The sequence below is a fragment of the Streptomyces sp. NPDC088387 genome (assembly GCF_044753385.1).
Classification (GTDB): Bacteria; Actinomycetota; Actinomycetes; order Streptomycetales; family Streptomycetaceae; genus Streptomyces.
This window is the reverse complement of the sequence record NZ_JBIVNC010000010.1, coordinates 177997-202624: the sequence shown is the minus strand read 5'-3', so window position 1 is coordinate 202624 and position 24628 is coordinate 177997. Positions and strand designations below refer to the sequence as shown.

At 69.1% G+C, this 24628-nt stretch carries 21 protein-coding genes and 1 riboswitch; of the genes, 10 read left to right on the top strand and 11 right to left on the bottom strand.

What is annotated here, in order from left to right:
* Positions 1-58: 58 nt before the first annotated feature.
* The gene (gene cyc1 / locus ACIQAC_RS26480) at positions 59-1138 is read left to right on the top strand and encodes an epi-isozizaene synthase (RefSeq protein ID WP_402194848.1); all 1080 of its coding nucleotides are present in this window, start codon (positions 59-61) and stop codon (positions 1136-1138) included.
* On the top strand, positions 1135-2511 hold the full coding sequence (locus ACIQAC_RS26475; RefSeq protein ID WP_402194845.1) for a cytochrome P450: 1377 nt from the start codon (positions 1135-1137) through the stop codon (positions 2509-2511). Before cyc1 ends, ACIQAC_RS26475 begins: the two co-directional genes overlap by 4 nt.
* A gap of 15 nt (positions 2512-2526) precedes the next feature.
* On the opposite strand, the gene ACIQAC_RS26470 is transcribed toward ACIQAC_RS26475, so the two are convergent.
* On the bottom strand, positions 2527-3492 hold the full coding sequence (locus ACIQAC_RS26470; protein ID WP_402194843.1) for a helix-turn-helix domain-containing protein: 966 nt from the start codon (positions 3490-3492) through the stop codon (positions 2527-2529).
* Positions 3493-3584: 92 nt separating this feature from the next.
* Here ACIQAC_RS26470 and ACIQAC_RS26465 point away from each other — a divergent pair, with 92 nt between their 5' ends.
* A complete protein-coding gene (locus tag ACIQAC_RS26465) occupies positions 3585-3827 on the top strand; it encodes a hypothetical protein (protein WP_402194840.1) in 243 nt (80 codons plus the stop codon).
* On the opposite strand, the gene ACIQAC_RS26460 is transcribed toward ACIQAC_RS26465, so the two are convergent.
* The 7 genes from ACIQAC_RS26460 to ACIQAC_RS26430 all read right to left on the bottom strand — a co-directional run bounded on the left by ACIQAC_RS26460 (position 3740) and on the right by ACIQAC_RS26430 (position 12819).
* Entirely contained in the window at positions 3740-4747 is a 1008-nt protein-coding gene (locus ACIQAC_RS26460; protein WP_402194838.1) for a ribonucleotide-diphosphate reductase subunit beta, read from the bottom strand. The genes ACIQAC_RS26465 and ACIQAC_RS26460 overlap by 88 nt on opposite strands.
* The gene (locus ACIQAC_RS26455; RefSeq protein ID WP_402194837.1) at positions 4747-7137 is read right to left on the bottom strand and encodes a ribonucleoside-diphosphate reductase subunit alpha; all 2391 of its coding nucleotides are present in this window, start codon (positions 7135-7137) and stop codon (positions 4747-4749) included. Before ACIQAC_RS26455 ends, ACIQAC_RS26460 begins: the two co-directional genes overlap by 1 nt.
* A gap of 119 nt (positions 7138-7256) precedes the next feature.
* A riboswitch (cobalamin riboswitch) is annotated at positions 7257-7389 on the bottom strand.
* A 125-nt stretch (positions 7390-7514) separates the two neighbouring features.
* A complete protein-coding gene (mctP, locus tag ACIQAC_RS26450; protein WP_402194834.1) occupies positions 7515-9128 on the bottom strand; it encodes a monocarboxylate uptake permease MctP in 1614 nt (537 codons plus the stop codon).
* The gene (locus ACIQAC_RS26445) at positions 9125-9388 is read right to left on the bottom strand and encodes a DUF3311 domain-containing protein (RefSeq protein WP_402194832.1); all 264 of its coding nucleotides are present in this window, start codon (positions 9386-9388) and stop codon (positions 9125-9127) included. Before ACIQAC_RS26445 ends, mctP begins: the two co-directional genes overlap by 4 nt.
* Before the next feature lie 139 nt (positions 9389-9527).
* The gene (locus ACIQAC_RS26440; protein WP_402194830.1) at positions 9528-9728 is read right to left on the bottom strand and encodes a YbdD/YjiX family protein; all 201 of its coding nucleotides are present in this window, start codon (positions 9726-9728) and stop codon (positions 9528-9530) included.
* On the bottom strand, positions 9700-11838 hold the full coding sequence (locus tag ACIQAC_RS26435; protein WP_402194828.1) for a carbon starvation CstA family protein: 2139 nt from the start codon (positions 11836-11838) through the stop codon (positions 9700-9702). Before ACIQAC_RS26435 ends, ACIQAC_RS26440 begins: the two co-directional genes overlap by 29 nt.
* Before the next feature lie 216 nt (positions 11839-12054).
* On the bottom strand, positions 12055-12819 hold the full coding sequence (locus tag ACIQAC_RS26430; protein WP_402194826.1) for a GntR family transcriptional regulator: 765 nt from the start codon (positions 12817-12819) through the stop codon (positions 12055-12057).
* A 434-nt stretch (positions 12820-13253) separates the two neighbouring features.
* On the opposite strand from ACIQAC_RS26430, the gene ACIQAC_RS26425 reads away from it, so the two are divergent.
* The 4 genes from ACIQAC_RS26425 (at position 13254) to ACIQAC_RS26410 (ending at position 17913) form a co-directional block, all read left to right on the top strand.
* Positions 13254-14531, top strand: coding sequence for an extracellular solute-binding protein (locus ACIQAC_RS26425; RefSeq protein ID WP_402194823.1), 1278 nt, complete (start codon positions 13254-13256; stop codon positions 14529-14531).
* Between the two features lie 86 nt (positions 14532-14617).
* Positions 14618-15592, top strand: a complete 975-nt coding sequence (locus ACIQAC_RS26420; RefSeq protein ID WP_402194820.1) for a carbohydrate ABC transporter permease — start codon at positions 14618-14620, stop codon at positions 15590-15592.
* A complete protein-coding gene (locus ACIQAC_RS26415; RefSeq protein WP_402194819.1) occupies positions 15589-16419 on the top strand; it encodes a carbohydrate ABC transporter permease in 831 nt (276 codons plus the stop codon). The genes ACIQAC_RS26420 and ACIQAC_RS26415 overlap by 4 nt, the downstream gene beginning before the upstream one ends.
* Before the next feature lie 9 nt (positions 16420-16428).
* Positions 16429-17913: a glycoside hydrolase family 3 protein gene (locus ACIQAC_RS26410; protein WP_402194818.1), complete on the top strand. Its 1485-nt coding sequence runs from the start codon at positions 16429-16431 to the stop codon at positions 17911-17913.
* A 341-nt stretch (positions 17914-18254) separates the two neighbouring features.
* On the opposite strand, the gene nagB is transcribed toward ACIQAC_RS26410, so the two are convergent.
* Positions 18255-19040, bottom strand: coding sequence for a glucosamine-6-phosphate deaminase (nagB, locus tag ACIQAC_RS26405; RefSeq protein WP_402194815.1), 786 nt, complete (start codon positions 19038-19040; stop codon positions 18255-18257).
* A 212-nt stretch (positions 19041-19252) separates the two neighbouring features.
* On the opposite strand from nagB, the gene ACIQAC_RS26400 reads away from it, so the two are divergent.
* Complete coding sequence (locus ACIQAC_RS26400) at positions 19253-20323, top strand: SIS domain-containing protein (protein WP_402194813.1); 1071 nt, start codon at positions 19253-19255, stop codon at positions 20321-20323.
* Between the two features lie 464 nt (positions 20324-20787).
* Positions 20788-22263 (top strand): sensor histidine kinase, encoded by a 1476-nt coding sequence (locus ACIQAC_RS26395; RefSeq protein WP_402194811.1) that lies wholly within the window; start codon positions 20788-20790, stop codon positions 22261-22263.
* Positions 22264-22447: 184 nt separating this feature from the next.
* Here ACIQAC_RS26395 and ACIQAC_RS26390 read toward each other — a convergent pair whose 3' ends face one another.
* Together ACIQAC_RS26390 and ACIQAC_RS26385 are read right to left on the bottom strand one after the other, a co-directional pair.
* Positions 22448-22705, bottom strand: a complete 258-nt coding sequence (locus ACIQAC_RS26390) for a WhiB family transcriptional regulator (protein ID WP_016639615.1) — start codon at positions 22703-22705, stop codon at positions 22448-22450.
* Positions 22706-23026: 321 nt separating this feature from the next.
* On the bottom strand, positions 23027-23995 hold the full coding sequence (locus ACIQAC_RS26385; RefSeq protein ID WP_402194808.1) for a diacylglycerol/lipid kinase family protein: 969 nt from the start codon (positions 23993-23995) through the stop codon (positions 23027-23029).
* Positions 23996-24152: 157 nt separating this feature from the next.
* Here ACIQAC_RS26385 and ACIQAC_RS26380 point away from each other — a divergent pair, with 157 nt between their 5' ends.
* Positions 24153-24614: a hypothetical protein gene (locus ACIQAC_RS26380; protein WP_402194807.1), complete on the top strand. Its 462-nt coding sequence runs from the start codon at positions 24153-24155 to the stop codon at positions 24612-24614.
* Positions 24615-24628 lie beyond the last annotated feature (14 nt).

The window sequence follows — 24628 nt, the reverse complement described above, 5'->3', positions numbered from 1 at the left end:
CGCACGCCCGGTACCGCGGGAGGGGTGTGCGCATCTGGCGGCTGAGAGGGGTTTGTTCGTGTCTGCTTTCCCACACGGCACCACATCGACGACGACCGCGATCCCACCATCGCTCTCTCTTCCGGTGATCGAGTCGGCGTTTCCGCGGCAGTTGCACCCGTATTGGCCAAGGCTCCAGGAGAAGACCCGCACCTGGCTCCTTGAAAAGCGGCTCATGCCGGCCGACAAGGTGAAGGAATATGCCGACGGACTGTGCTACACCGACCTCATGGCGGGGTACTACACAGGAGCCCCGGACGATGTTCTCCAGGCGATAGCGGACTACAGCGCCTGGTTCTTCGTCTGGGACGACCGCCACGACCGTGACATCGTGCACGGCCGGTCCGACGCCTGGGCGCGGCTGCGGCGCAGACTGCACGCGGCCCTCGATGCACCCCAGAACCATCTGCACCACGAGGATCCCCTGGTGGCGGGCCTCGCGGACAGTGTGGGGCGGCTGCTGTCGTTCCTCCCCCAGAGCTGGAACGCGCGCTTCGTCCGGCACTTCCACGCGGTCATCGAGGCCTACGACCGCGAGTTCCACAACCGTGTCGAGGGAATCGTCCCGAGCGTCGAGGAGTATCTCGCCCTGCGCCGGCTCACGTTCGCGCACTGGATCTGGACGGACCTTCTCGAACCGAGCGCGGGCGTCGAACTGCCGCGCACGGTACGGAAGAACCCGGCCTTTCGGCGGGCGGCGCTGCTCAGCCAGGAATTCGCCGCCTGGTACAACGACCTCTGCTCGCTGCCCAAGGAAATCGCGGGCGACGAGGTGCACAATCTCGGAATCAGTCTCATCACCCATGAGGGACTGACCCTGGAAGAGGCCGTGACGGAATTGCGGCGCCGGGTCGAGGAATGCATCACCGAATTCCTCGTGGCCGAACGCGAGGTACTGCGTTTCGCCGACGAACTCGCCGACGGCACCGTACAGGGAAAGGAACTCGCGGCCGCCGTGCGGTCCTGCGTCACGAATATGCGGAACTGGTTCAGTTCCGTCTACTGGTTCCACCACGAATCCGGCCGTTACATGGTCGACAACTGGGACGACCGGTCCACGCCCCCGTACGTCAACAACGAAGCGGCAGGTGAGAAATGACCGTCGAGTCGGTAAAGCCACAAACCACCCTTCCCGAGGCCCAGGAACTGCGCGAACCCCCCGTCGCGGGCGGTGGCGTACCGCTGCTCGGGCACGGCCTGAAGCTCGTGCGCGACCCGCTCGGCTTTATGGCCCGGCTGCGTGAGCACGGCGACGTGGTCCGCCTGAAGCTCGGCCCCAAGACGGTCTACGCCGTCACCACGCCGGACCTCACCGGCGCCCTCGCCCTCAACCCCAACTACAAGATCGACGGACCGCTGTGGGAGTCCCTGGAGGGGCTGCTCGGCAAGGAGGGCGTGGCCACCGCCAACGGCCCGCGCCACCGCCGCCAGCGCCGCACCATCCAGCCCGCCTTCCGGCTCGACGCGATACCGGCGTACGGCCCGATCATGGAGGAGGAGGCGCACGCGCTCACCGAGCGCTGGCAGCCGGGCGACACCATCGACTGCACCGGCGAGTCGTTCCGGGTCGCGGTGCGCATCGCCGCGCGCTGTCTGCTGCGCGGCGACTTCATGGACGAGCGGGCGGAGCGGCTGTGCAACGCGCTCGCCACCGTCTTCCGGGGCATGTACCGCAGGATGGTCGTCCCGCTCGGGCCGCTGTACCGGCTGCCGCTGCCGGCCAACCGCGAATTCAACCGGGCGCTGGCCGATTTGCATCTCCTCGTCGACGAGATCGTCGCCGAGCGGCGCGCCTCTGGTCAAAAGCCGGACGATTTGCTGACGGCATTGCTGGAGGCGAAGGACGAGAATGGCGAGCCCATCGGGGAACAGGAGATCCACGACCAGGTCGTCGCGATACTCACGCCGGGCAGCGAAACCGTCGCGTCCACGATCATGTGGCTGCTCCAAGTCCTCGCCGAACACCCGGAGCACGCGGACCGGGTCCGGGACGAGGTCGAATCCGTGACCGGCGGCCGGCCCGTCGCATTCGAGGACGTCCGCAAGCTGCGGCACACCAACAATGTCGTCGTCGAGGCGATGCGTTTGCGGCCCGCCGTATGGATACTGACCCGCCGGGCAGTAACCGACTCCGAACTCGGTGGGTATCGCATTCCCGCCGGGGCCGACATCGTCTACAGTCCGTACGCGATCCAACGCGATGCGCGTTCGTACGCGGAGAACCTCCGGTTCGATCCCGACCGTTGGCTTCCGGAACGCTCCAAGGACGTTCCGAAATACGCCATGAGTCCGTTCAGCGTGGGCAATCGCAAGTGCCCGAGCGACCACTTCTCCATGGCCCAACTCAGCCTGATCACCGCGGCGGTGGCGACCAGGTACCGCTTCGAGCAGGTGCCTGGGTCCGACGACCTGACCCGGGTGGGGATCACCCTGCGCCCGAACCGGCTGCTGCTCACGCCGGTGGCGCGCTGATCCGCCGGCGCGCGTTCAGGCGGCCTCCGGTCCTCTGAACGTGCGCCGGTAGGCGTTCGGCGTGGTGCCGACGGCGCGCAGGAACTGGTGGCGCATCGCGGCGGCGGAGCCGAACCCGGCCCGCGAGGCGATCGCGTCCACCGTCACGTCCGTCGCCTCCAGCAACCGCTGGGCCAGCAGCACCCGTTGGCGCAGGATCCAGCGGTACGGGGTCGTCCCGGTCTCCTGCTGGAAGCGGCGGGCGAAGGTGCGCGGCGACATCAGGGCGCGGGCCGCGAGCTGTTCGACCGTGACGTCCTCGGCGAGGTGCTGTTCCATCCAGGCCAGCACCTCGCCGACGGTGTCGCAGGACGAGGCGGGCAGCGGCCGCTCGATGTACTGGGCCTGGCCGCCGTCCCGGTGCGGCGGCACGACCATGCGCCGGGCGATGGAGTTGGCGGTCCGCGGGCCCTCCTCCTCGCGCACGATGTGCAGACAGGCGTCGATCCCGGCCGCCGTGCCCGCCGAGGTGATCACCGGGCCCTCGTCGACGTAGAGCACGTCCGGCTCGATGATCGCGCGCGGGTAGCGGTGGCCGAGCTCCTCCGCCTGCCGCCAGTGCACCGCGCACCGCCGGCCGTCGAGCAGTCCGGCGGCGCCGAGCACAAACACCCCCGAGCACACGCTCAGTACACGTGCGCCCCGGTCGACGGCCCTGACCAGGGCGTCGAGCAGCTCCTGCGGATACTCCCGCACGGTGTAGTCGCTGCCGGCGGGCACGGCGATCAGATCGGCCTCTTCGAGCCGGTCGAGTCCGTAGGGCGTGGCGACGGTGAAGCCGGGGACGTGGGTGCCCAGGGTCGGCCCCTCGGCCGAGACGACCGCGAAGTCGTAGACCGGGAGCCCCTCGTCGCTGCGGTCCATGCCGAAGACCTCGCAGACGACGCCGAGCTCGAAGGGATGTACGCCGTCGAGCAGGGCGACGGCCACGTTTTTGAGCATGCTGCCAGTGTGCCGCGTTACTGGCAGGAAATCGAGGGTGTGCGGCAGTCCTGCCACTGCCGGTAAGGAGCATTCGGCGCGACAGTAGTGTCATGACTACGGAACAGACGCAAGGACTCATCGGCCTGCTGGCCGTCCTCGGGATCATGCTCCTCGTGGTCCTCCCCGCGCTGATCGGTGCGGTGCGCGACTGGCGCGTCGACCGTCAGCTCAGGGAGGCCGAGGGGAGGCTGGAGCCGAAGCCGGCTCAGAAGTCCTCGTCCAGGTCCACGGTGCCCTCCACCGCGACCTGGTACGCCGAGGGACGGCGCTCGAAGAAGTTCGTGAGCTCCTGAACACCCTGGAGCTCCATGAAGGAGAAGGGGTTCTCGGAGCCGTAGACCGGCGCGAAGCCCAGCCGGGTCAGCCGCTGGTCCGCCACACACTCCAGGTACTGCCGCATCGACTCGGTGTTCATGCCCGGGAGGCCGTCACCACACAGGTCGCGCGCGAACTGAAGCTCGGCCTCGACGGCCTCCCGCAGCATGTCGGTGACCTGCTCCTGAAGCCGGTCGTCGAAGAGGTCCGGCTCCTCCTTGCGGACGGTGTCCACGACCTCGAACGCGAACGACATGTGCATCGTCTCGTCACGGAACACCCAGTTGGTGCCGGTCGCCAGGCCGTGCAGCAGACCGCGGCTGCGCAGCCAGTAGACGTACGCGAAGGCGCCGTAGAAGAACAGGCCCTCGATGCACGCGGCGAAGCAGATCAGGTTGAGCAGGAAGCGGCGGCGGTCGGCCTGGCTCTCCAGACGGTCCAGCTTCTCGACCTCGTTGATCCACTTGAAGCAGAACTCCGCCTTCTCGCGGATCGAGGGGATGTTCTCGACGGCGTCGAACGCCGCCGCCCGGTCCTCCGGGTCGGGCAGATAGGTGTCCAGGAGCGTCAGATAGAACTGGACGTGCACGGCCTCCTCGAAGAGCTGACGGCTCAGATACAGCCGCGCCTCGGGGGAGTTGATGTGCTTGTACAGCGTCAGCACCAGGTTGTTCGCCACGATCGAGTCGCCCGTCGCGAAGAACGCGACCAGCCGGCCGATCAGATGCTGCTCCGAGGGGCTCAGCTTCGCGAGGTCGGCGACGTCCGAGTGGAGGTCGACCTCCTCCACGGTCCAGGTGTTCTTGATGGCGTCCCGGTAGCGCTCGTAGAAGTCCGGGTAGCGCATCGGACGCAGAGTCAGCTCGAAGCCGGGGTCGAGAAGGTTCTGGTTGCTCATTACTGGCAGGCCTCGCAGGACTCGGGGTTTTCCAGGGAGCAGGCGACGGCCTCGGGGTCGGCGGCCTGCTGGACGGGGATGGTCTTCTCGGGCTGCGCCTGGCCCTGGGCGGCCCGGGCGATCCGGGTCGCCGGGCGCGAACGCAGGTAGTACGTGGTCTTCAGACCCGACTTCCAGGCGTACGCGTACATCGAGGAGAGCTTGCCGATGGTCGGCGTCTCCAGGAACAGGTTCAGCGACTGCGCCTGGTCCAGGTACGGCGTACGCGCGGCGGCCATGTCGATCAGACCGCGCTGCGGGATCTCCCACGCCGTGCGGTACAGCCGGCGCACCTCCTCGGGGATCCACGCGAACGCCTGCACCGAACCGCTGCCCTCGCGCAGCGCCTCCCGGGTCCGGGCGTCCCACACGCCGAGGTTCTTCAGGTCCTGCACCAGATAGGAGTTGACCTGGAGGAACTCACCGGACAGCGTCTCGCGCTTGAACAGGTTGGACACCTGCGGCTCGATGCACTCGTACACCCCGGCGATGGAGGCGATGGTGGCGGTCGGCGCGATCGCCAGCAGCAGCGAGTTGCGCAGCCCCACCGAAGCGATACGTTCCCGCAGCGCGGCCCAGCGCTCCGGCCAGGTGGTCTCGACACCGTAGTGGTCGGGGTGCAGCACACCCCGGGCGGTACGGGTCTTCTCCCAGGCCGGCAGCGGGCCGCTGCGCTCGGCGAGGTCGGCGGAGGCCTCGTAGGCGGCGAGCATGATCCGCTCGGCGATCCGGGTGGACAGCGCCTTCGCCTCGGGCGAGTCGAACGGCAGCCGCAGCTTGAAGAAGACGTCCTGGAGGCCCATCACGCCCAGACCGACCGGACGCCAGCGGGAGTTGGAGCGGCCCGCCTGCTCGGTCGGGTAGAAGTTGATGTCGACGACCCGGTCGAGGAACGTGACGGCCGTGCGCACGGTGGCGTCGAGCCGCTCCCAGTCGATGCCCTCGGTCGCCGTGTCCACGAAGGCGCCGAGGTTGACCGAGCCCAGGTTGCAGACCGCGGTCTCGCCGTCGTCGGTGACCTCCAGGATCTCCGTGCAGAGATTGGAGGAGTGGATGACGTGGCCCGGCTCGGCGGTCTGGTTGGCCGTGCGGTTGGCGGCGTCCTTGAAGGTCATCCAGCCGTTGCCGGTCTGCGCGAGGGTGCGCATCATCCGGCCGTACAGCTCGCGCGCCGGGATCGTCCTGCGGGCCAGCCCCTTCTCCTCGGCCGCCCGGTAGGCGTCGTCGAACTCGGCGCCGTACAGGTCGACCAGCTCCGGCACGTCGGCCGGCGAGAACAGCGACCAGATCCCGTCCGCGTCGACCCGGCGCATGAACTCGTCCGGCACCCAGTGCGCGAGGTTCAGGTTGTGCGTACGGCGGGCGTCCTCACCGGTGTTGTCCCGCAGCTCCAGGAACTCCTCGATGTCGGAGTGCCAGGTCTCCAGGTACACCGCGGCCGCGCCCTTGCGCCGGCCGCCCTGGTTCACCGCGGCGACCGAGGCGTCGAGGGTCTTCAGGAACGGCACGATCCCGTTGGAGTGCCCGTTGGTGCCGCGGATCAGCGAACCGCGTGAGCGGATCCGGCTGTAGGACAGGCCGATGCCGCCGGCGTGCTTGGAGAGCCGGGCGACCTGGTGGTAGCGGTCGTAGATGGAGTCCAGTTCGTCCAGGGGGGAGTCGAGCAGGTAGCAGGACGACATCTGCGGGTGTCGGGTGCCGGAGTTGAACAGCGTGGGGGAGGACGGCAGATACTCGAGGCGGCTCATCAGGCCGTAGAGCGAGGCGACCTCGTCGAGCGCGCGGACGGTGTCGTCCTCGGCGAGTCCGGAGGCGACCCGGAGCAGGAAGTGCTGCGGGGTCTCGATGACCTTGCGGGTGATCGGGTGGCGCAGCAGATAGCGGCTGTGCAGGGTGCGCAGACCGAAGTAGCCGAAGCGGTCGTCGGCGTCCCGGTCGACGAGCGCGTCGAGCCGCTCGGCGTGCAGCCGGACGAAGTCGGCGGTGCGGTCGGCGATCAGGCCCTCGCGGTGGCCGGTCGCGACGGACCCGGTGAAGGTGGTGACGCCCTGGGAGGCGGCCTCGGCGGCGATGGAGACCGTCAGCAGCCGCGCGGCGAGGCGCGAGTAGACGGGGTCCTCGGAGATGAGGCCGGCGGCGGCCTCGGTGGCCAGCTCGCGCAACTCGGTGTCGATCTCGGCGGCGTTCCGGGAGCTGCGGCCGCGCAGTGCGGCGGCGGCCACCCGGCCGGGGTCGGCGTCGGGGAGGTCGGCGGTCAGCTCGGTCAGGGTGCGCAACAGCGCGGCACCTGGACCGTCGTACTCCGCTTCGGCTGCTACCGCTGAAGCCGGGTCGGCTGGCGCGATGGTCACGTGGGGCTCTCCCTCGCTCGGCACGGGGCCTTGCGGAGGGCGGACGGCAGCACGAGCGCACACGGCGTCGCGTCCACCGGCCCATTCCACGAGGCCCGGACGTCAGGCGCCCGGACCGGGTGGTCGGGCGCACTGTCGGCAGGTCCTCGGACTGACCATGTGCACAAATCATGCACAAGTACACCGTTGCGGGACAGTTCCGGATTCGCACCGGATTCCCCTGCGGCGACAGCGAGCATGAGCATACATCTTGTGCCGCGCTGTCGCCCCACCCCCAGATGTTGTGTCGCACTGGTTTCGCAGCGTCAACTCACCGCCACACAACAGCGGGCCGTCGGGGAGCCTTCCCCCGACGGCCCGCTGTCTCCCGTGTGGCCCTAGGGGCGGCTGGGCTCCGCCGTCGCCGGGGGCAGCTCGGTCCGTACGCCGGGGTCGCCGGCGTCCACCGTGTAGTCGCCGGGGCTTGTCTCGTCGATGCCCTCGGGCGCCTTGAGCGCCTTCAGGACGAACGTCAGGACGACCGTCACGAGCAGGTTGAGCACAAACGCGGTGAGGCCGATGTAGCCGATCTCACCGATGCCGGGGATCTCCGCCGACGAGCCGCCGAAGTGCTTCTGCGTCGGGGACGCCACCCCGTACGCGGCGGCCGTGCCGTAGACCATGCCGACCGCCCAGCCGGCCAGCAGCGCCCAGCGGTGGAACCAGCGGGTGAACAGACCGCCGACGAGCGCCGGCATGGTCTGGAGGATCCAGATGCCGCCCAGCAGCTGGAAGTTGATGGCGACCGTCTTGTCCATACCGAGGACGAAGACCAGCGCGCCGACCTTCACCAGCAGGGAGACCAGCTTGGAGACCTTGGTCTCCTGGGCGGGCGTGGCGTCCGGCTTGATGAAGTCCTTGTAGATGTTGCGGGTGAACAGGTTCGCCGCCGCGATCGACATGATGGCCGCGGGGACCAGCGCGCCGATGCCGATCGCCGCGAACGCGACACCGGTGAACCAGTCCGGGAACATGTTCTCGAACAGCTGCGGGATCGCCAGCTGGCCGTTCTCCACCTTGATGCCGGCCGCGATCGCCATGAAGCCCAGCAGGCCGAGCAGGCCGAGCATCAGCGAATACAGCGGCAGGATCGTGGAGTTGCGCCGGATCACGTCCCGGCTGCGGCTGGACAGCACGGCCGTCACACTGTGCGGGTACATGAACAGCGCGAGCGCCGAACCGAGCGCCAGCGTCGCGTACGTCCACTGCGACTGGGCGTTCGGCACCAGACCGCCCGCCCCCGCCGCCTCGTACTTCTCGCTCGCCGCGCCGAAGATGTCGTCGAAGCCGCCCAGCTTGATCGGGATGTAGGTGATCGCGACGGCGATGACGAGATAGATCAGCCCGTCCTTCACGAACGCGATCAGCGCGGGCGCCCGCAGCCCCGACGAGTAGGTGTACGCGGCCAGCACACCGAAGGCGATGAGCAGCGGCAGGTCCTTGATGAACCAGTGGGTGTTCTCGCCGCCGCCGATGCCCATCACGTCCAGCACGGCCTGGATGCCGACCAGCTGGAGCGCGATGTAGGGCATCGTGGCCAGGATGCCGGTGACGGCGACCGCCAGCGACAGGCCCTTCGAGCCGAACCGGCCCCGGACGAAGTCCGAGGTGGTGACGTACCCGTGCTTGTGCGACACCGACCACAGCCGGGGCAGGAAGACGAACATCATCGGGTAGATGAGGATCGTGTACGGCACCGCGAAGAAGCCGGACGCGCCCGCCGCGTAGATCGCCGCCGGCACGGCGACGAAGGTGTACGCGGTGTAGAGGTCGCCGCCGAGCAGGAACCAGGTGACCCAGGTGCCGAACGACCGACCGCCCAGGCCCCATTCGTCGAGGCTGTGCTCGTTCTCGGCCTTGCGCCAGCGTGCGGCCAGGAAGCCCATGACCGTCACGGCGGCGAAGAAGATGATGAAGACGGCGAGTGCGACGCCGTTCACGCCGTCGTTCACTGCGCGGCACCCTTCTGGGACTTGCGGGCGCGCTGGTCACGCTGCCACAGCCAGTACGCGGTCATGGTCAGTACCGTGGAGAGCACCACCCAGGCCATCTGGTACCAGTAGAAGAACGGAATGCCGATGAAGGCCGGGTCCGTCTTGGCGTACGAGCCCACCCAGAGCATCGCGACGAAGGGGGCTAGCAGGCAGACGGCGATGACAACGCGCGCAGGCGTCACCACCGCCGCCTGATTCACATCTGGCTCTTTGGACATCTGACGGCTCCGAACCCTCACTGATCCACGCTGATCACCTGTGTAACGCGCAGGCAATCTAGGTCAGTGGGTCATGGAATCGGAAGACCTTGTTCAGATACCGGTACGACGCACGGCCGCGTACTTCGCATTTCGGAACTCAGCAGCAGCGGAACCCCTGGCGGGGGTCCGTCTCCTGCCGGTCCGTCCGCATGCGCTCGAAATCGCGCCGGGACGGCACCTCGGCGTCCCGGTGGTCCTTGCGCAGATGGGCGACATAGCGGTCGTAGGCCGACTCGTCGGTCAGTTCCCGCAGGTACCAGTGGACGCCGTCAAGTGCCCGTCGAAGCGCCGACCTCATGGCGCGCCTCCTCCTTCTCCTCCTTGGTCGGGAACAGCCCGGCCGGAGCGACGATCTTCGACTCGACGTACGGCGCCTCGCTCAGCGTGGACAGGGCCGGCCGGCGGACGTGCCGGACGCAGACCCGGGCCGCGTCGACGATCACCACGATGATCAGCAGGGCCAGTACGGCCGACAGGACGCCGTCCACCGTGGAGTTGGTGACGACGGTCTCCATGTCGTCCATCGACTTCGCGGGCGGCAGCAGCCTGCCCTCGTCGATGGCGTCCTGGAAGACCTGCCGCTGCTTGAAGAAGCCGACCCGGGGATCGGAGGAGAACACTTTCTGGTAGCTGGCGGTCAGTGTGACCGTGGCGTCCCAGGCCAGCGGAACGCCGGTGATCCAGGCCCACTTGAGGCGGCCGGACTTCACCAGCAGGGTGGTGCAGACGGCGAGCGCGACCGCGGCGAGCAACTGGTTGGAGATACCGAAGATCGGGAAGAGCTGGTTGATCCCGCCGAGGGGCTCGTGGACGCCGACCCACAGGAAGTAGCCCCACAGGGCGCAGACGATCGCGCTGGTGATGACGAGGCCGGGCTTCCAGCTGATGTTCTTGAACGGCTTGTAGACGTTGCCCAGCATGTCCTGGAGCATGAACCGGCCCACGCGGGTACCGGCGTCCAGCGCGGTCAGGATGAACAGCGCCTCGAACATGATGGCGAAGTGATACCAGAAGGCGCGCAGACTGCCGCCGGTCACCTGGGAGAAGATCTCCGAGACACCCACGGCGAGGGTGGGCGCGCCGCCGGTCCGCGACAGCAGCGACGACTCCTCGACGTCCTTCGCCGCCTGCGCGAGGTCCTGCGGCGAGATCTGGTAGCCCCAGCTGCTCACCACCTGCGAGGCGCTCTCCACCGTGGTGCCGATGGTCCCGGACGGGGCGTTCATCGCGAAGTACAGGCCCGGGTCGATGATGCTGGCCGCGACCAGCGCCATCACGGCCACCGACGACTCCATCAGCATGGAGCCGTAGCCGATCATCCGGACCTGGGTCTCCTTCTGGATCATCTTGGGCGTGGTGCCGCTGGAGATGAGCGCGTGGAAACCGGACAGGGCGCCGCAGGCGATGGTGATGAACACGAACGGGAAGAGCGAGCCCGCGAAGACCGGTCCGTCGCCGCGCGAGGCGAAGTCGGTGACCGGGTCCATCTTCAGCGTCGGCAGCGCGACGACCACGCCCAGCGCGAGCAGCGCGATCGTGCCGATCTTCATAAAGGTGGAGAGGTAGTCGCGGGGCGCGAGCAGCATCCACACGGGCAGGATCGACGCGATGAACCCGTACGCCACCATCCAGATGACCAGCGTGGACGGCGCGAGCGTGAAGGTGTCCGCCCAGGACGACTCGGCCACCCAGCGACCCGCGATCAGCGCGAACAGCAGCAGGGCCACGCCGATCACGGACACCTCGACGACCCGGCCGGGCCGCAGGACCCGCAGGTAGAAGCCCATCAGCAGGGCGATCGGGATCGTCATGCCGATGGAGAAGGTGCCCCACGGGGACTCGGCGAGTGCGTTGACGATGACCAGCGCCAGCACCCCGAGCAGGATGATCATGATGGCGAAGGTGGCGATCAGCGCCGCGGCCCCGCCGAACGGGCCGATCTCCTCGCGCGCCATCTGGCCGAGCGAGCGGCCGTTGCGGCGGGTGGAGAAGAACAGCACGACCATGTCCTGGACGGCGCCCGCGAAGATGACGCCGACGATGATCCAGATCGTGCCGGGCAGATAGCCCATCTGCGCGGCGAGCACCGGGCCGACCAGCGGTCCGGCGCCGGCGATCGCGGCGAAGTGGTGACCGAGCAGGACCCGGCGGTCGGTGGGGTGGTAGTCGATGCCGTTGTCGAGGCGCTCGGCCGGGGTGGCCCGGGTCTTGTCGACCTTGAGGACCTTGTACGCGATGAACTTCGAGTAGAAGCGGTACGCGATCGCGTACGAGCCGAGCGCGGCGGCGACCATCCAGGCGGCGGAGACCTCCTCACCGCGGGAGAGCGCCAGGACGGTCCAGCCGGTGGCCCCGACCAGCCCGACGAGGGTCCAGATGACGATGGTTCGGGCGTTCGCTGTGCGCACGGGTCGTCCTCCCGTCGTATGCGTGACGGGAGGACCGTACGGCAGGCTGTGTGATCTGCGCTACACCATGAACGTCTTCGAAGAGAGACGGATGAGGAGGGGACCTACGTCGAGCGGCCCCGGAGATTACGCTTCCGGCCGCCGCAGCCGGGCCACGCTGTGTTGTCCCGGGGGGTGACCCCGGACCCCCAGCAGATCCGGGGGTGCCCGGTGTTCCTATGCTTCGGGCCGCCGCAGCCGGGCCACGAACTTGTAGCGGTCGCCGCGGTAGACCGAGCGGACCCATTCCACCGGGTTGTTCCCGCGGTCAACCGAGTGGCGGGAGAGCATCAGCATCGGCAGGCCGACGTCGGTGCCGAGCAGGCCGGCCTCGCGCGGGGTGGCCAGCGAGGTCTCGATGGTCTCCTCGGCCTCGGCGAGATGGACGTCGTACACCTCGGCGAGGGCGGTGTAGAGGGACGTGTACTTGACGAGGCTGCGGCGCAGCGCCGGGAAGCGCTTGGCGCTGAGGTGGGTGGTCTCGATCGCCATCGGCTCGCCGTTGGCCATCCGCAGCCGCTCGATGCGCAGCACTCGGCCGCCGGCGGTGATGTCGAGCAGTCCGGCGAGCCGGTCGTCGGCGGTGATGTAGCCGATGTCCAGCAGCTGGGAGGTGGGTTCGAGGCCCTGGGCGCGCATGTCCTCGGTGTACGAGGTGAGTTGCAGCGCCTGCGAGACCTTCGGCTTGGCGACGAACGTGCCCTTGCCCTGGATCCGTTCCAGCCGGCCCTCGACCACCAGTTCCTGAAGCGCCTGGCGGACGGTGGTGCGCGAGGTGTCGAACTCGGCGGCCAGCGTGCGCTCGGGCGGGACCGGTGTGCCCGGCGTCTGCGTCTCCGTCATGTCGAGCAGATGCTTCTTCAGGCGGTAGTACTTGGGCACACGCGCGGTACGGACGGTCGCCCCACCCTCGTTCTCCGCACTGCTGACGTCGGTGGTCATGCTCTGCCTTCCCGGCTCCGGATGCCGAAGCGACCGACACCCGCCGGCCGCGGTTCACATCGTGGCACGGCTTTGTACGCGGGTGACCACTACCGGTCGCCACCGGTATTGTCCGCCGCCACGTCCGTGATCTCCTCTGTATACCGTCGAGACCCTGGTTGGTCTAGTCCAGCGCGCCATGATGAAGCCCCTGGTACACCGGAACTGGTCCGTCCGATACGTCACTTGCGGAATGAAAGGTCCCTGCATATCTCGGTCGCATCACGGACCCTCAGGGGGTGGTTGAACACCCTTGACAGGCCAAATGGTCTGGGCCAAGCTCCCCGTACTGGTCTACACCATTGGTCCAGGTCCCGGCCCCACGGGCGGTACGCCCGGCTTGACGGAGCACCGCGGGGAGGCAGGGGGGTTTTGGCATCCCTGAGGAGGATGGCGTGAAGCGCAAGCTGATATCCGCGATCGGTGTCGCGGCAATGATGGTCTCCATCGCGGCGTGCGGGGGCGACGACGGCGACGGCGACAGCAACTCCGGAGCCGACGGCTACGCCGGCGAGACGCTCACGGTGTGGGTGATGGACGGTTCTTCGCCGGACCAGTGGCAGAAGGACGTGACCGCCGCCTTCGAGAAGAAGACCAAGGCGAAGGTCAAGTTCGAGGTCCAGCAGTGGAACGGCATCCAGCAGAAGCTGACCACCTCCCTGTCCGAGGAGAACCCGCCGGACGTCTTCGAGATCGGCAACACCCAGACCCCGGCCTACGCCAAGACGGGCGGCCTCGCCGACCTCGCGGACCTCAAGTCCGAGATCGGCGCCGACTGGACCGAGTCGCTCAACAACTCCTCCGTCTTCGAGGGCACGCAGTACGCGGCCCCTTGGTACTTCGCCAACCGCGTGGTCCTCTACAACAAGGGGATCTGGGCGGACGCGGGTATCAAGGACACCCCGAAGACGCGTGACGAGTTCTACGCCGACCTTCAGACCATCGGCGAGAAGACCGACGCCGAGCCGATCTACCTGCCCGGCCAGAACTGGTACCACTTCGTCGGCCTGGTGGTCGGCGAGGGCGGCGAACTGGTCAAGAAGGACGGCGACAAGTACGTCTCCAACCTGGCCGACCCCAAGGTCGCCGCCGCCATGGAGACGTACAAGAAGTTCCAGGACCTCTCCGACGCGCCCAAGGACAAGGACGAGGCCACCCCGCAGCAGGGTGAGGTCTTCGCCGAGGGCAACGTCGGTGCCTTCATCGGCATGGGCTGGGAAGCCGGCATCGCGATCGAGGCCAACCCCGAGATCGAGAAGGAGATCGGCTACTTCACCATCCCCGGTGACACGGCCGACAAGCCCGAGGGTGTCTTCCTCGGCGGCTCCAACCTCGCCGTCGCCGCGGGCAGCAAGAAGCAGGACCTCGCCAAGGAGTTCCTGAAGATCGCGCTGTCCGACCAGTACGAGGGCCAGCTGACCAAGCTCAACGGCGTCATCCCCAACAAGGAGTCGCTCCAGAGCAACCTCGCGGGCAACGCCGCGGGTGAGGCCGCTGCTCCGGCCGCCGCCGGTGGTGGCACCACGCCGCTGATCCCCGAGTGGGCCGCGGTCGAGAACGCCCCGAACCCGATCAAGACCTACATGACGGCCGTTCTCAACGGCAAGTCCCCGGCCGACGCCGCCGCGCAGGTCGAGGAAGAGTTCAACAAGCGCCTGGCGCAGCAGCAGTAACGAACGCTCCAGCCGGGGCGGACGCAGGCCCACGTGGCAGGCTCCGCCCCGGCGATCGTACGTAGGTCGAGAGAGAGATCGCGAGCATGACCGTGCAGACCGAACGGCCGCCCTCCGGTCCGGCGGAGATCCGCAAGGCGGACGGCGGGTCACCCCCCAGACGCACGGGGCGCATCGGCGCCTACGCCCCGTACCTGTTGCTGCTGCCGGCCTGCGCGGCCAGTGTGCTGCTGCTCGGCTGGCCACTGCTGAAGGACTTCCTGCTGTCCTTCCAGAACCTCAACATGGCGCAGCTGATCCAGCACGTCACCGAGTGGAACGGCGTCGAGAACTACCAGGAGACGCTGGGCGGGTCGGAGTTCTGGCGCGTCACCCTGCGCTCGATCCTGTTCACGGCGGTCAACGTCGTACTGACCATGGTCCTCGGCGCCCTCGTCGGTCTGCTGCTGGCCCGGCTCGGCAGGCGGATGCGCGTCACCCTGATGATCGGCCTCGTGCTGGCCTGGGCGATGCCCGTCGTCGCCGCGTCCACCGTCTACCAGTGGCTGTTCGCCCAGCGCTTCGGCGTCGTCAACTGGGTCCTGGACAAGCTCGGTTGGCACTCGATGGCCGACTACAGCTGGACCAGCAGCCAGATGTCGACGTTCTTCGTCGTCACCGTGCTGATCGTGTGGATGTCGATTCCGTTCGTCGCGATCAACCTCTACGCCGCGACCACGACCATCCCCAGGGAACTCTACGAGGCCGCCTCCCTCGACGGAGCCGGTGCCTGGCGGAGCTTCACCAACGTGACGTTCCCCTATCTGCGCCCGTTCCTCTACGCCACGACGTTCCTCGAAGTCATCTGGATCTTCAAGGCGTTCGTGCAGGTCTTCACCATCAACGGCGGCGGCCCCGACCGGCTCACCGAGATCCTGCCCGTCTACGCCTACATCGAGGGCGTCGGCAACCAGCACTACGGCAGAGGCGCCGCGATCGCCGTCCTGACCATCCTGGTTCTGCTCGCCCTGACCGCGTACTACCTGCGGATCGTGCTCAAGCAAGAGGAGGACGAGCTGTGAAGCGCTCGCTCTTCGGCCGTATCTGGCCCAACGCCACGGCCGTCGTCCTGTTCATCGGTCTCGTCTTCCCCGTGTACTGGATGTTCTCCACGGCGTTCAAGCCGACCGGCGACATCATCTCCGTGGACCCGGTGTGGTTCCCGACCAACGTCACGCTCGACCACTTCAGGACCGCGGTCGAGGCCGACAACTTCTGGACGTTCGTCGGCAACTCGTTCATCGTCACGGTCTGCGCGGTCGTCTTCTCGCTGGCCATCGCGCTCGCCTCCGCCTTCGCCCTGGCCCGGATGCGGTTCAAGGGCCGGCGCGGCTTCATCATCGGCTTCATGATGGCGCAGATGGCGCCCTGGGAAGTCATGATCATCGCGATCTACATGATCGTGCGGGACGCGTCCATGCTGAACAGCCTCGTTCCGCTGACGCTCTTCTACATGATGATGATCCTGCCCTTCACCATCCTCACGCTGCGCGGATTCGTCGCCGCGGTCCCGCGGGAACTGGAGGAGTCGGCGCTGGTCGACGGCTGCACCCGCGTCCAGGCCTTCCGCAAGGTCATCTTCCCGCTGCTCGCGCCGGGCCTGATGGCCACCTCCATGTTCGGTTTCATCACCGCCTGGAACGAACTCCCGCTCGTCCTGGTCGTCAACAAGGAGGCCGGGGCGCAGACACTGCCGCTGTGGCTGACCAGCTTCCAGAGCGTCTTCGGCAACGACTGGGGCGCGACGATGGCGGCGTCCTCGCTGTTCGCGATCCCGATCCTCATCCTCTTCGTCTTCCTCCAGCGTCGCGCGGTCAGCGGTCTGACCGACGGCGCCGTGAAGGGATAACGCCACCCGATGACGACCTTCGCCAGCGACACCAACACGCTGACCCGCGACGCCCTGACCGTCCTCCAGCCCGGCTTCCCCGGCACCACCGCGCCCGACTGGCTGCTGCGCCGGCTCGGCGAAGGCCTCGCCTCGGTGGGCCTGTTCGGCCGCAACGTCGCCACGGCGGAGCAAGTGGCCGCCCTGACCGCACAGTTGCGCGCCGAACGCGACGACGTGATCGTCGCCATCGACGAGGAGAGCGGTGACGTCACTCGCCTGGAGGTGCGCACCGGCTCGTCCTTCCCGGGCAACCACGCGCTCGGCGCCGTCGACGACGTGGCGCTCACCCGGGACGTGGCCTTCGAACTCGGCCGCCGGCTCGCCGAGTGCGGTGTCAACTTCAACTGGGCGCCGTCCGCGGACGTCAACTCCAACCCCGACAACCCGGTCATCGGCGTACGGTCCTTCGGCGCCGACCCGCAACTGGTCGCCCGGCACACCGCCGCCTACGTCCAGGGCATGCAGGCCGCGGGCGTCGCCGCCTGCACCAAGCACTTCCCGGGCCACGGGGACACCGGGGTCGACTCCCACCACGCGATGCCGCTGATCGACGTGGACGCCGAGGTGCTGGCCGCCCGCGATCTGGCCCCGTTCCGCGCGGCCATCGGCGCCGGCAGCCTCGCCGTGATGAGCGCCCACATCCTGGTCCCGGCCCTGGACCCGGACCGCCCGGCGACCCTCTCCGGCCGTATCCTCACCGACCTGCTCCGCGGCGAACTCGGCCACGACGGCCTGATCGTCACCGACGCCATCGAGATGCAGGGCGTCGCCGCCGCCCACGGCATCGAGGGCGGCACCGTGCTCGCCCTCGCGGCCGGCGCCGACGCCATCTGCGTGGGCGGCGGCCTCTCCGACGACGAGACGGTACGGCGTCTGCGGGACGCCATCGTCGCGGCCGTGCGCTCGGGCGAACTCGCCGAGGAGCGGCTGGCGGACGCGGCGGACCGGGTCCGGCGGCTGGCCCGCTGGGCCTCGGCGGCGAAGGACGGTGCCGCGCCCGACGTGCCCCGCGACATCGGCCTGCGGGGAGCGCGCCGCGCCCTGCGGGTCACCGCGACGGAGTCCTTCACACCGCTCACCTCGGCGCCCTTCGTCGCCCTGTTCAACCCGGCGCCCAACATCGCGGTCGGCGACGAGACGCCGTGGGGCCTCGCGGCCGACCTGGCGGAACTCCTTCCCGGCACGGGCTCCGGCACGTTCACCGGCGAGGGCGCGGGTGCCGAGGCGCTGGACGCGGCCGGTGACCGGCGCGTGGTGGCCGTGGTCCGGGACGAACACCGGCACGGCTGGATGGCGGACGCGGTGTCGACCCTGGTCGCCGCCCGCCCCGACACCGTCGTCGTCGAGATGGGCGTCCCGCAGGCCCCGCCCCGGGGCACACTCCACGTGGCGACGTACGGCGCGTCCCGGGTCTGCGGACGCGCTGCCGCGGAGGCGATCGCGGGGGTGTAGCGGGGCGTGCGCTTACGGGCGCGGGCCCGGTGGGGGCTGGCCACGCCCCACGGCGGAGCCGCAAATAGGTGCAGCCCCGCGCCCCTGGGGGACGACGGCGGTCGTGCGGGTGCGGGTTCGCGGTGGCTGGTCGCGCAGTTCCCCGCGCCCCTAAAAGCCTTGCAGCCTGCGCCCGTTGAAAGCGCACCCACCCGCGCAGCCGCGGGCAATCGTGCCGCAGGGCGGCACGGGTGGGCGCGGCGGCACCCCCGTCGCGCCGGGTTGCGCAACGCCCCCGCCCCAGCCGCAACGCACGGTGCCGGCCACCCCCGCGCGGGAGCGACCGGCACCGGCAGGAGCGGCTAAATGCCCTGCCACGCGGGCTTGTTCACGAACGTGTGGCGGAAATAGTCCGCAAGCTTCAGCTTGGACGCCGCCCCCTCGTCCACCACCACCGTCGCATGCGGATGCAACTGCAACGCCGACGCCGGACACACCGCCGCCACCGGCCCCTCCACCGTCGCCGCCACGGCGTCCGCCTTGCCCTCACCCGTGGCCAGCAGCACCAGATGCCGAGCCTCCAGGATCGTGCCGATCCCCTGCGTGATCACATGCTGCGGCACCTGCCCGATGTCACCGTCGAAGAACCGCGCGTTGTCCACCCGCGTCTGCTCCGTCAGCGTCTTGATCCGCGTCCGCGAGGCCAGCGACGAGCAGGGCTCGTTGAACCCGATGTGCCCGTCCGTGCCGATCCCCAGCAACTGAAGATCGACCCCACCGGCGGCACCCAGCGCACGGTCGTACGCCTCGCAGGCCCCCTGCACGTCCTCGGCCGCACCGTCCGGCCCCATGAACGCGTCCATCCCGATCCCCAGCGGCTCCAGCACCTCGCGCCGCAGCACCGAACGGTACGACTCGGGATGGTCGGCCGGCAGCCCCACGTACTCGTCGAGCTGCGCTATCCGCGCCCGCGAGGCGTCCACGGCACCGGACCGCACCTTGGCCGTCAGCGCCTGGTAGATGGGCAGCGGCGTCGACCCGGTGGCCACCCCGAGCACGGCGTCGGGCTTGCGCCGCAGCAACTGCGCCATGGCCTCGGCGATCAGTTCGCCGCCCGCCGCGGCGTCCGGAACGATGACAACTTCCACGCTGGGCCTGCCGTTCTGAAGAGGGGACTCGAAGGAAGACTCGACGCACCCGAAATCGGGTCGTGTGGTGTAGACCAATCTAACAGAGACGGGCCCTCCGTCCCAGGTGACCGCCCCCGCCGGCACCGGCCGTCCCCCATGCCGAGCGGGGGACGCGAACCCGGGTTGGAATAGGAGGACGCCCGCGCCGCCCGCCCCCGGAAGGGACCCGCATGACCGCCTCGACCCCGGACCCCCACAGCGACGTTCCCGGCCGGATCATGGCCCGCGAGACGGCCGAGCAACCCGCCGTACTGCGGCGGCTCCTGGAGCAGGGCGCCCCGGCGATCCGGCGGGTGGCCGAGCAGATCGCCGCCCGCGGGCCCCGCTTCGTCCTGCTGGCCGCCCGCGGCACCTCCGACAACGCCGCCCTGTACGCCAAGTACCTGATCGAGATCCGGCTCGGACTGCCCTGCGGCCTCACCTCGATGTCCACCACCACGGCCTACGGCGCCCGCCCCGACCTCACCGACGTCCTCGTGATCACCGTGAGCCAGTCCGGCGGCTCCCCGGACCTGGTGGCCTCGACCAGGGCCGCCCGCGAGGCCGGCGCCCTGACCCTCGCCGTGACCAACAACCCCGACTCACCGCTGGCCGCCGTGTCCGAGTACCACGTCGACATCCTCGCCGGCCCCGAGAAGGCCCTCCCCGCGACCAAGACCTACACCGCCTCCGTCCTCGCGCTGTATCTCTTCGTCGAGGGCCTGCGCGGCGGCGACGGCGCGGCCGCGCAGGTCCTCCCCGACCTCGCCGAGGGGCTCCTCGCCCGCCAAGGAGAGATCCGCGCGCTCGCCGCCCGCTACCGCTTCGCCGAGCGCATGGTCATCACCTCGCGCGGCTACGGCTACCCGACCGCCAAGGAGGCCGCGCTCAAGCTGATGGAGACCAGCTACATCCCCGCGCTCTCCTACTCCGGCGCCGACCTGCTGCACGGCCCGCTCGCCATGGTCGACAACGTCTCCCCGGTGATCGCGGTCGTCACCGACGGCAAGGGCGGCGAGGCGCTCCAGCCCGTCCTCGACCGGTTGCGCGGCCGCGGCGCCGACCTCGTCGTCATCGGCCCGGCGAACCGGGTGGAGCGCGCCTCGGCCGGTTTCGTCCTGCCCACCGAGGGCGTCCCCGAGGAGCTCCAGCCCGTCCTGGAGATCATCCCGCTCCAGTTGCTCGCCTACGAGGTGACCATCGCTCGGGGCCAGGACCCGGACGCGCCCCGCGCCCTGGCCAAGGTCACCGAGACCCGCTGACCCCCGCGCGGCCCTCCGGCGCCCGTCGACCGGAGCGCGGTCACGGAAATCACCATCGGCAACCGGCCCCGTACCCGACGCCCGCGGGTTAGGCTGCGATGCGTCAACATGCAACAGCCTCGAACAATTCACCGCCCCCGACACATGGACACACCGAATGGTCTAGTCCACAATGGTCGTGGGGTAACCCAGTGAACAACAAGAGCCTCCGTCCTCCCCGCACAGGAGGACGGACCGAGGATCCGGTGCTCTCTGCCCTGACTGCCCCGGCTCCTCATCCTTCGGCCGACCGGGACCGCACACCCCACGGCCGATGCTGCTCCGGGCTGCGGTGCCGGGAGGGTTGAGGGTCCCTCCCAGGCGCCGCGGCCCGCGGGTGTCTCCGGGGCCGGCCACCAGGCGCGAGCCGGGGGCCCTGCACCGTACATTTCGGGGCCGTACGGACCCACGGGTACGCTCACAGCGTGCCCTCCATGAACGAACTGGTCCGCCAGCACACCGCCCTCGACGACTCCGACCTCGAGTGGCTCCATCTGCTGGTCTCGGAGTGGCAGCTGCTCTCCGACCTCTCCTTCGCCGACCTGGTTCTCTGGGTGCCCACCCGCGACGGCACACGCTATGTCTCCGTCGCCCAGATGCGGCCCAACACCGGCCCCACGTCCTACCAGGACGACATGGTCGGCCATCTCGTCCCGCGTGGCCGCCGCCCGATGCTGGACGCGGCGCACGACGAGGGCCGGATCGTGCGCGAGGGCGACCCCGAGTGGCGCGAGGAGGTCCCGGTCCGCGTCGAGTCGATCCCGGTACGCCGGGACGGACGGGTGCTCGGTGTGATCGCCCGCAACACCAACCTCCTCACCGTGCGCACCCCGAGCCGCCTCGAACTGACGTATCTGCAAAGCGCGTCGGACCTCGCGCAGATGATCGCGGCGGGCGCCTTCCCGTTCGCGAACCAGCAGGTCGACATGGACGCCTCGCCGCGCGTCGGCGACGGTCTGATCCGCCTCGACGCCGACGGCATCGTCCAGTACGCCTCCCCGAACGCGCTCTCCGCGTACCACCGGATGGGCCTCGCCGCCGACCTCGTCGGCTGCCATCTCGGCCGTACGACGGCCGAACTCGCCCCTTCCCACGGGCCGGTGGACGAGGCGCTCGCCAAGGTCGCCAGCGGCTGGGCGCCCCGCTCGTTCGAGATCGAGTCGCGTGACGGGGTGATCCAGTTCCGGGCGATCCCGCTCAAGCCCAAGGGCACCCGCACCGGTTCCCTGGTGCTGCTGCGGGACGTCACCGAACTGCGCCGCCGCGAGCGGGAGTTGATCACCAAGGACGCGACCATCCGGGAGATCCACCACCGGGTGAAGAACAACCTCCAGACGGTGGCCGCGCTGCTCCGGCTCCAGGCCCGCCGGATCGAGTCCGAGCGTGGTCGCGCGGCTCTTGAGGAGGCCGTACGCCGGGTGGGCTCGATCGCGATCGTGCACGAGACGCTGTCTCAGAACCTGGACGAGCGGGTGGAGTTCGACGAGATCGCCGACCGGGTGCTGGCGATGGTGGCCGAGATCTCGCCCGGCAAGGTCGCGGGCCGGCGCACCGGACGCTTCGGCATCCTGGACGCCGAGGTCGCCACCCCGCTGTCGATGGTGCTCACCGAGGTGCTCCAGAACGCCCTGGAACACGGCTTCAAGGAGGGCGACACGGGCACGGTCGAGGTCTCGGCGGTCCGTGGCGGCACCACGAAGGAGGCCCGGCTGCTGGTCACCGTGCAGGACAACGGGGTGGGTCTGCCGGCCGGTTTCGACCCGCACACCTCGGGCAACCTCGGTCTTCAGATCGTACGGACCCTGGTGGAGGGCGAGTTGGGCGGCAGCTTCGACATGGTCCCGGCGCCGGAGCGCGGCACCCGGGTCATCCTCGACATCCCGGTCCGCGCCCAGAAGTGATTTCGCGGGCCGTGCCGTGCACATGACGCCCGCCTCAACTGCCCGTACAGCAAAGAACCCCGGACCGTGGGATACGGTCCGGGGTCAGTGCGCATCGGGGGTACTGCGCGCTGCGGCTCGGGGGCGGGAGTTGCGTACTCGCTGTACGCGCCGCCAAGCTCAGGCTGTAAGCGGGGTGGGTATGTCAGGCGGAGGCCTGACGGGCCCGGTTGCGGGCGGCGCGGCGCTTCATGGCGCGGCGCTCGTCCTCGCTGAGACCACCCCAGACGCCGGAGTCCTGGCCGGACTCAAGCGCCCACTGCAAGCACTGCTCCATTACCGGGCAGCGACGGCAGACGGCCTTGGCTTCCTCGATCTGCAGCAGCGCAGGACCGGTGTTGCCGATGGGGAAGAAGAGCTCGGGGTCTTCCTCGCGGCAAACGGCGTTGTGACGCCAGTCCATGGCTGCTACCTCTCCTTGGTATTACGTGCTGGTTGCTTGTGAATGTGAACGCTTTCACGAATCCCTCAACAAGGGAAGGGTCGACCGTCAGGTTTCCCTGGCGAGGTCCTGTGTGTTTGAAGAGGGGTTCCGGTGATCCGTGGAGGCCGGTGTTGCGGGCCGTCTCGATCGCCACGTAGAGACTCGCAAACCTCAGCGGCGGATACAACCCCTTCTGGAAAGTTTTTTTTGATTCCTCGGTGTCGACTAGGTCACAGCCGTACTTCCATGGGGTGGATCCTGGCCTAAACGTTCGAGTGAAAGGACTTTAGCGTCTTCTGCTCACACAATCACACGCAGTGCACGGCGTACGCCTGTGAACGTCACGCTGGTTCGCAGGCCCAGGTGGTCGCCGTCCATCTGAAGGGGGAGTGGGACCTTCGAATGCAAGGTGAAGTCCCCCAAGTCATGGAGGGACACGGCGTGCTTGCCATGGGGTCCGCGCTCGGGGGACGAAGTGAGCAACTGGGTGCCATATCGGGCAACCGCGGCGGTCGACAGACGGCTGAGACCGAACACGTCGAGGCCGGTATCGAACGAGGCCTTAGGGGACGCGTACATCGGGCGATTGCCCAGGAAGGTCCACGGGGCGGTGTTCGAGGCTATGCACACCACCAGATCGGACACCGGATCCTCACCGGCCCGCTCCAAGGTGATGGAACCGTGGCGCCGGCTGGACTCACCGAGGAACTGCCGTACCACCTGGCGCACATAAAGAGCGTGTGTGGATTTCTTTCCGCGCTCGCGCTGTTGCTCGACCCGGCCCACCACACCCGCGTCGAATCCGAGCCCGGAATTGAAGGTGAACCAGCGCGCCGGCACCGACTCGTCCTCCGTGCCCGGGGTGCCCGAGGCAAGACCGAGACCGACGGTCCGCTCCCGGCCGTCGCGCAGCGCGTCGAGCAGGGCGCCGGTCGCCTCGACGGGTTCGTTGGGCAGGTCGAGGGCGCGGGCGAAGACATTGGTCGAGCCGCCGGGGACCACCGCGAGGCCGGGCAGCCGCTCCGGGTCCGGGCCGCCGTGCAGCAGACCGTTGACGACCTCGTTGACCGTGCCGTCGCCGCCGAGGGCCACCACCAGGTCGATGTTCCCGCTGTCCGCCGCCTGCCGGCCGAGGTCGCGCGCGTGACCTCGGTACTCGGTGGTCACGGCCTCCAGCTTCATCTCGCTCGCGAGCGCGTGGATCAGCACGTCGCGCGTGCGCGCACTTGTGGTGGTTGCCGCCGGATTGACCACGAGAAGTGCACGCATGAGTTGCAGGGTACCTACTGGGTGGTACCGGCTCCCAGTGCGAGCCCCGATCGACGGCTCCGGCGGCGGCCGGACAGGAGCCGCGGTGGCGGCCGGACGACGGCCGCGGCAAGGGGCCGTACCAAGGGGCGTCCGGGCCGAGGGCTACCCTGCTCGGGTGAGCAGTGAGCAGAATCCCACCCCGGCAGGACCGGAAGAAGAAGCCGCCCCCCGGCCCCGACGGCTGGTGTACGCGGCGGCCGTGACCGGCCTGGAGGGGCTCGCCCTGGTGGCCGGCGGCGCCTGGGTCCTCGTACTCGGACTCACGGGTGAGCCGGACGACCGGCAGCAGGCCGTCACCGGTGCCGTCACGCTGCTGGTGCTCGCGCTGCTGCCGCTGCTCGCCGCACGCGGACTGCTGGCCCGCCGCAGCTGGAGCCGCGGACCTGCCGTCATCACACAGATCATCGCGCTGCCGGTGGCCTACAACCTGCTCCAGGCCGACAGCGCGGCCATTCCCGGCGGGATCGCGCTGGCCGTCGCGGCCGTACTGGGGCTCGTCCTGCTGGTGAACCCGCAGACGACCCTGGCGCTCGGCATCCGCGGGCCCGGGAACGCGGCGGACGACGCCCGGAAGTAGTCCGGGCGTCGCGC

What these genes read in the sequence shown, in the direction of transcription:
- ACIQAC_RS26410 (WP_402194818.1), top strand. Translation starts at nt 16,429, where the DNA reads ATGACGACCTTCGCCAGCGACACCAACACGCTGACCCGCGACGCCCTG.
- ACIQAC_RS26385 (WP_402194808.1), bottom strand. Translation starts at nt 23,995, where the DNA reads ATGCGTGCACTTCTCGTGGTCAATCCGGCGGCAACCACCACAAGTGCG.
- ACIQAC_RS26430 (WP_402194826.1), bottom strand. Translation starts at nt 12,819, where the DNA reads ATGACCACCGACGTCAGCAGTGCGGAGAACGAGGGTGGGGCGACCGTC.
- ACIQAC_RS26390 (WP_016639615.1), bottom strand. Translation starts at nt 22,705, where the DNA reads ATGGACTGGCGTCACAACGCCGTTTGCCGCGAGGAAGACCCCGAGCTC.
- ACIQAC_RS26420 (WP_402194820.1), top strand. Translation starts at nt 14,618, where the DNA reads ATGACCGTGCAGACCGAACGGCCGCCCTCCGGTCCGGCGGAGATCCGC.
- ACIQAC_RS26470 (WP_402194843.1), bottom strand. Translation starts at nt 3,492, where the DNA reads ATGCTCAAAAACGTGGCCGTCGCCCTGCTCGACGGCGTACATCCCTTC.
- ACIQAC_RS26440 (WP_402194830.1), bottom strand. Translation starts at nt 9,728, where the DNA reads ATGAGGTCGGCGCTTCGACGGGCACTTGACGGCGTCCACTGGTACCTG.
- ACIQAC_RS26445 (WP_402194832.1), bottom strand. Translation starts at nt 9,388, where the DNA reads ATGTCCAAAGAGCCAGATGTGAATCAGGCGGCGGTGGTGACGCCTGCG.
- ACIQAC_RS26460 (WP_402194838.1), bottom strand. Translation starts at nt 4,747, where the DNA reads ATGAGCAACCAGAACCTTCTCGACCCCGGCTTCGAGCTGACTCTGCGT.
- ACIQAC_RS26400 (WP_402194813.1), top strand. Translation starts at nt 19,253, where the DNA reads ATGACCGCCTCGACCCCGGACCCCCACAGCGACGTTCCCGGCCGGATC.
- ACIQAC_RS26465 (WP_402194840.1), top strand. Translation starts at nt 3,585, where the DNA reads ATGACTACGGAACAGACGCAAGGACTCATCGGCCTGCTGGCCGTCCTC.
- ACIQAC_RS26475 (WP_402194845.1), top strand. Translation starts at nt 1,135, where the DNA reads ATGACCGTCGAGTCGGTAAAGCCACAAACCACCCTTCCCGAGGCCCAG.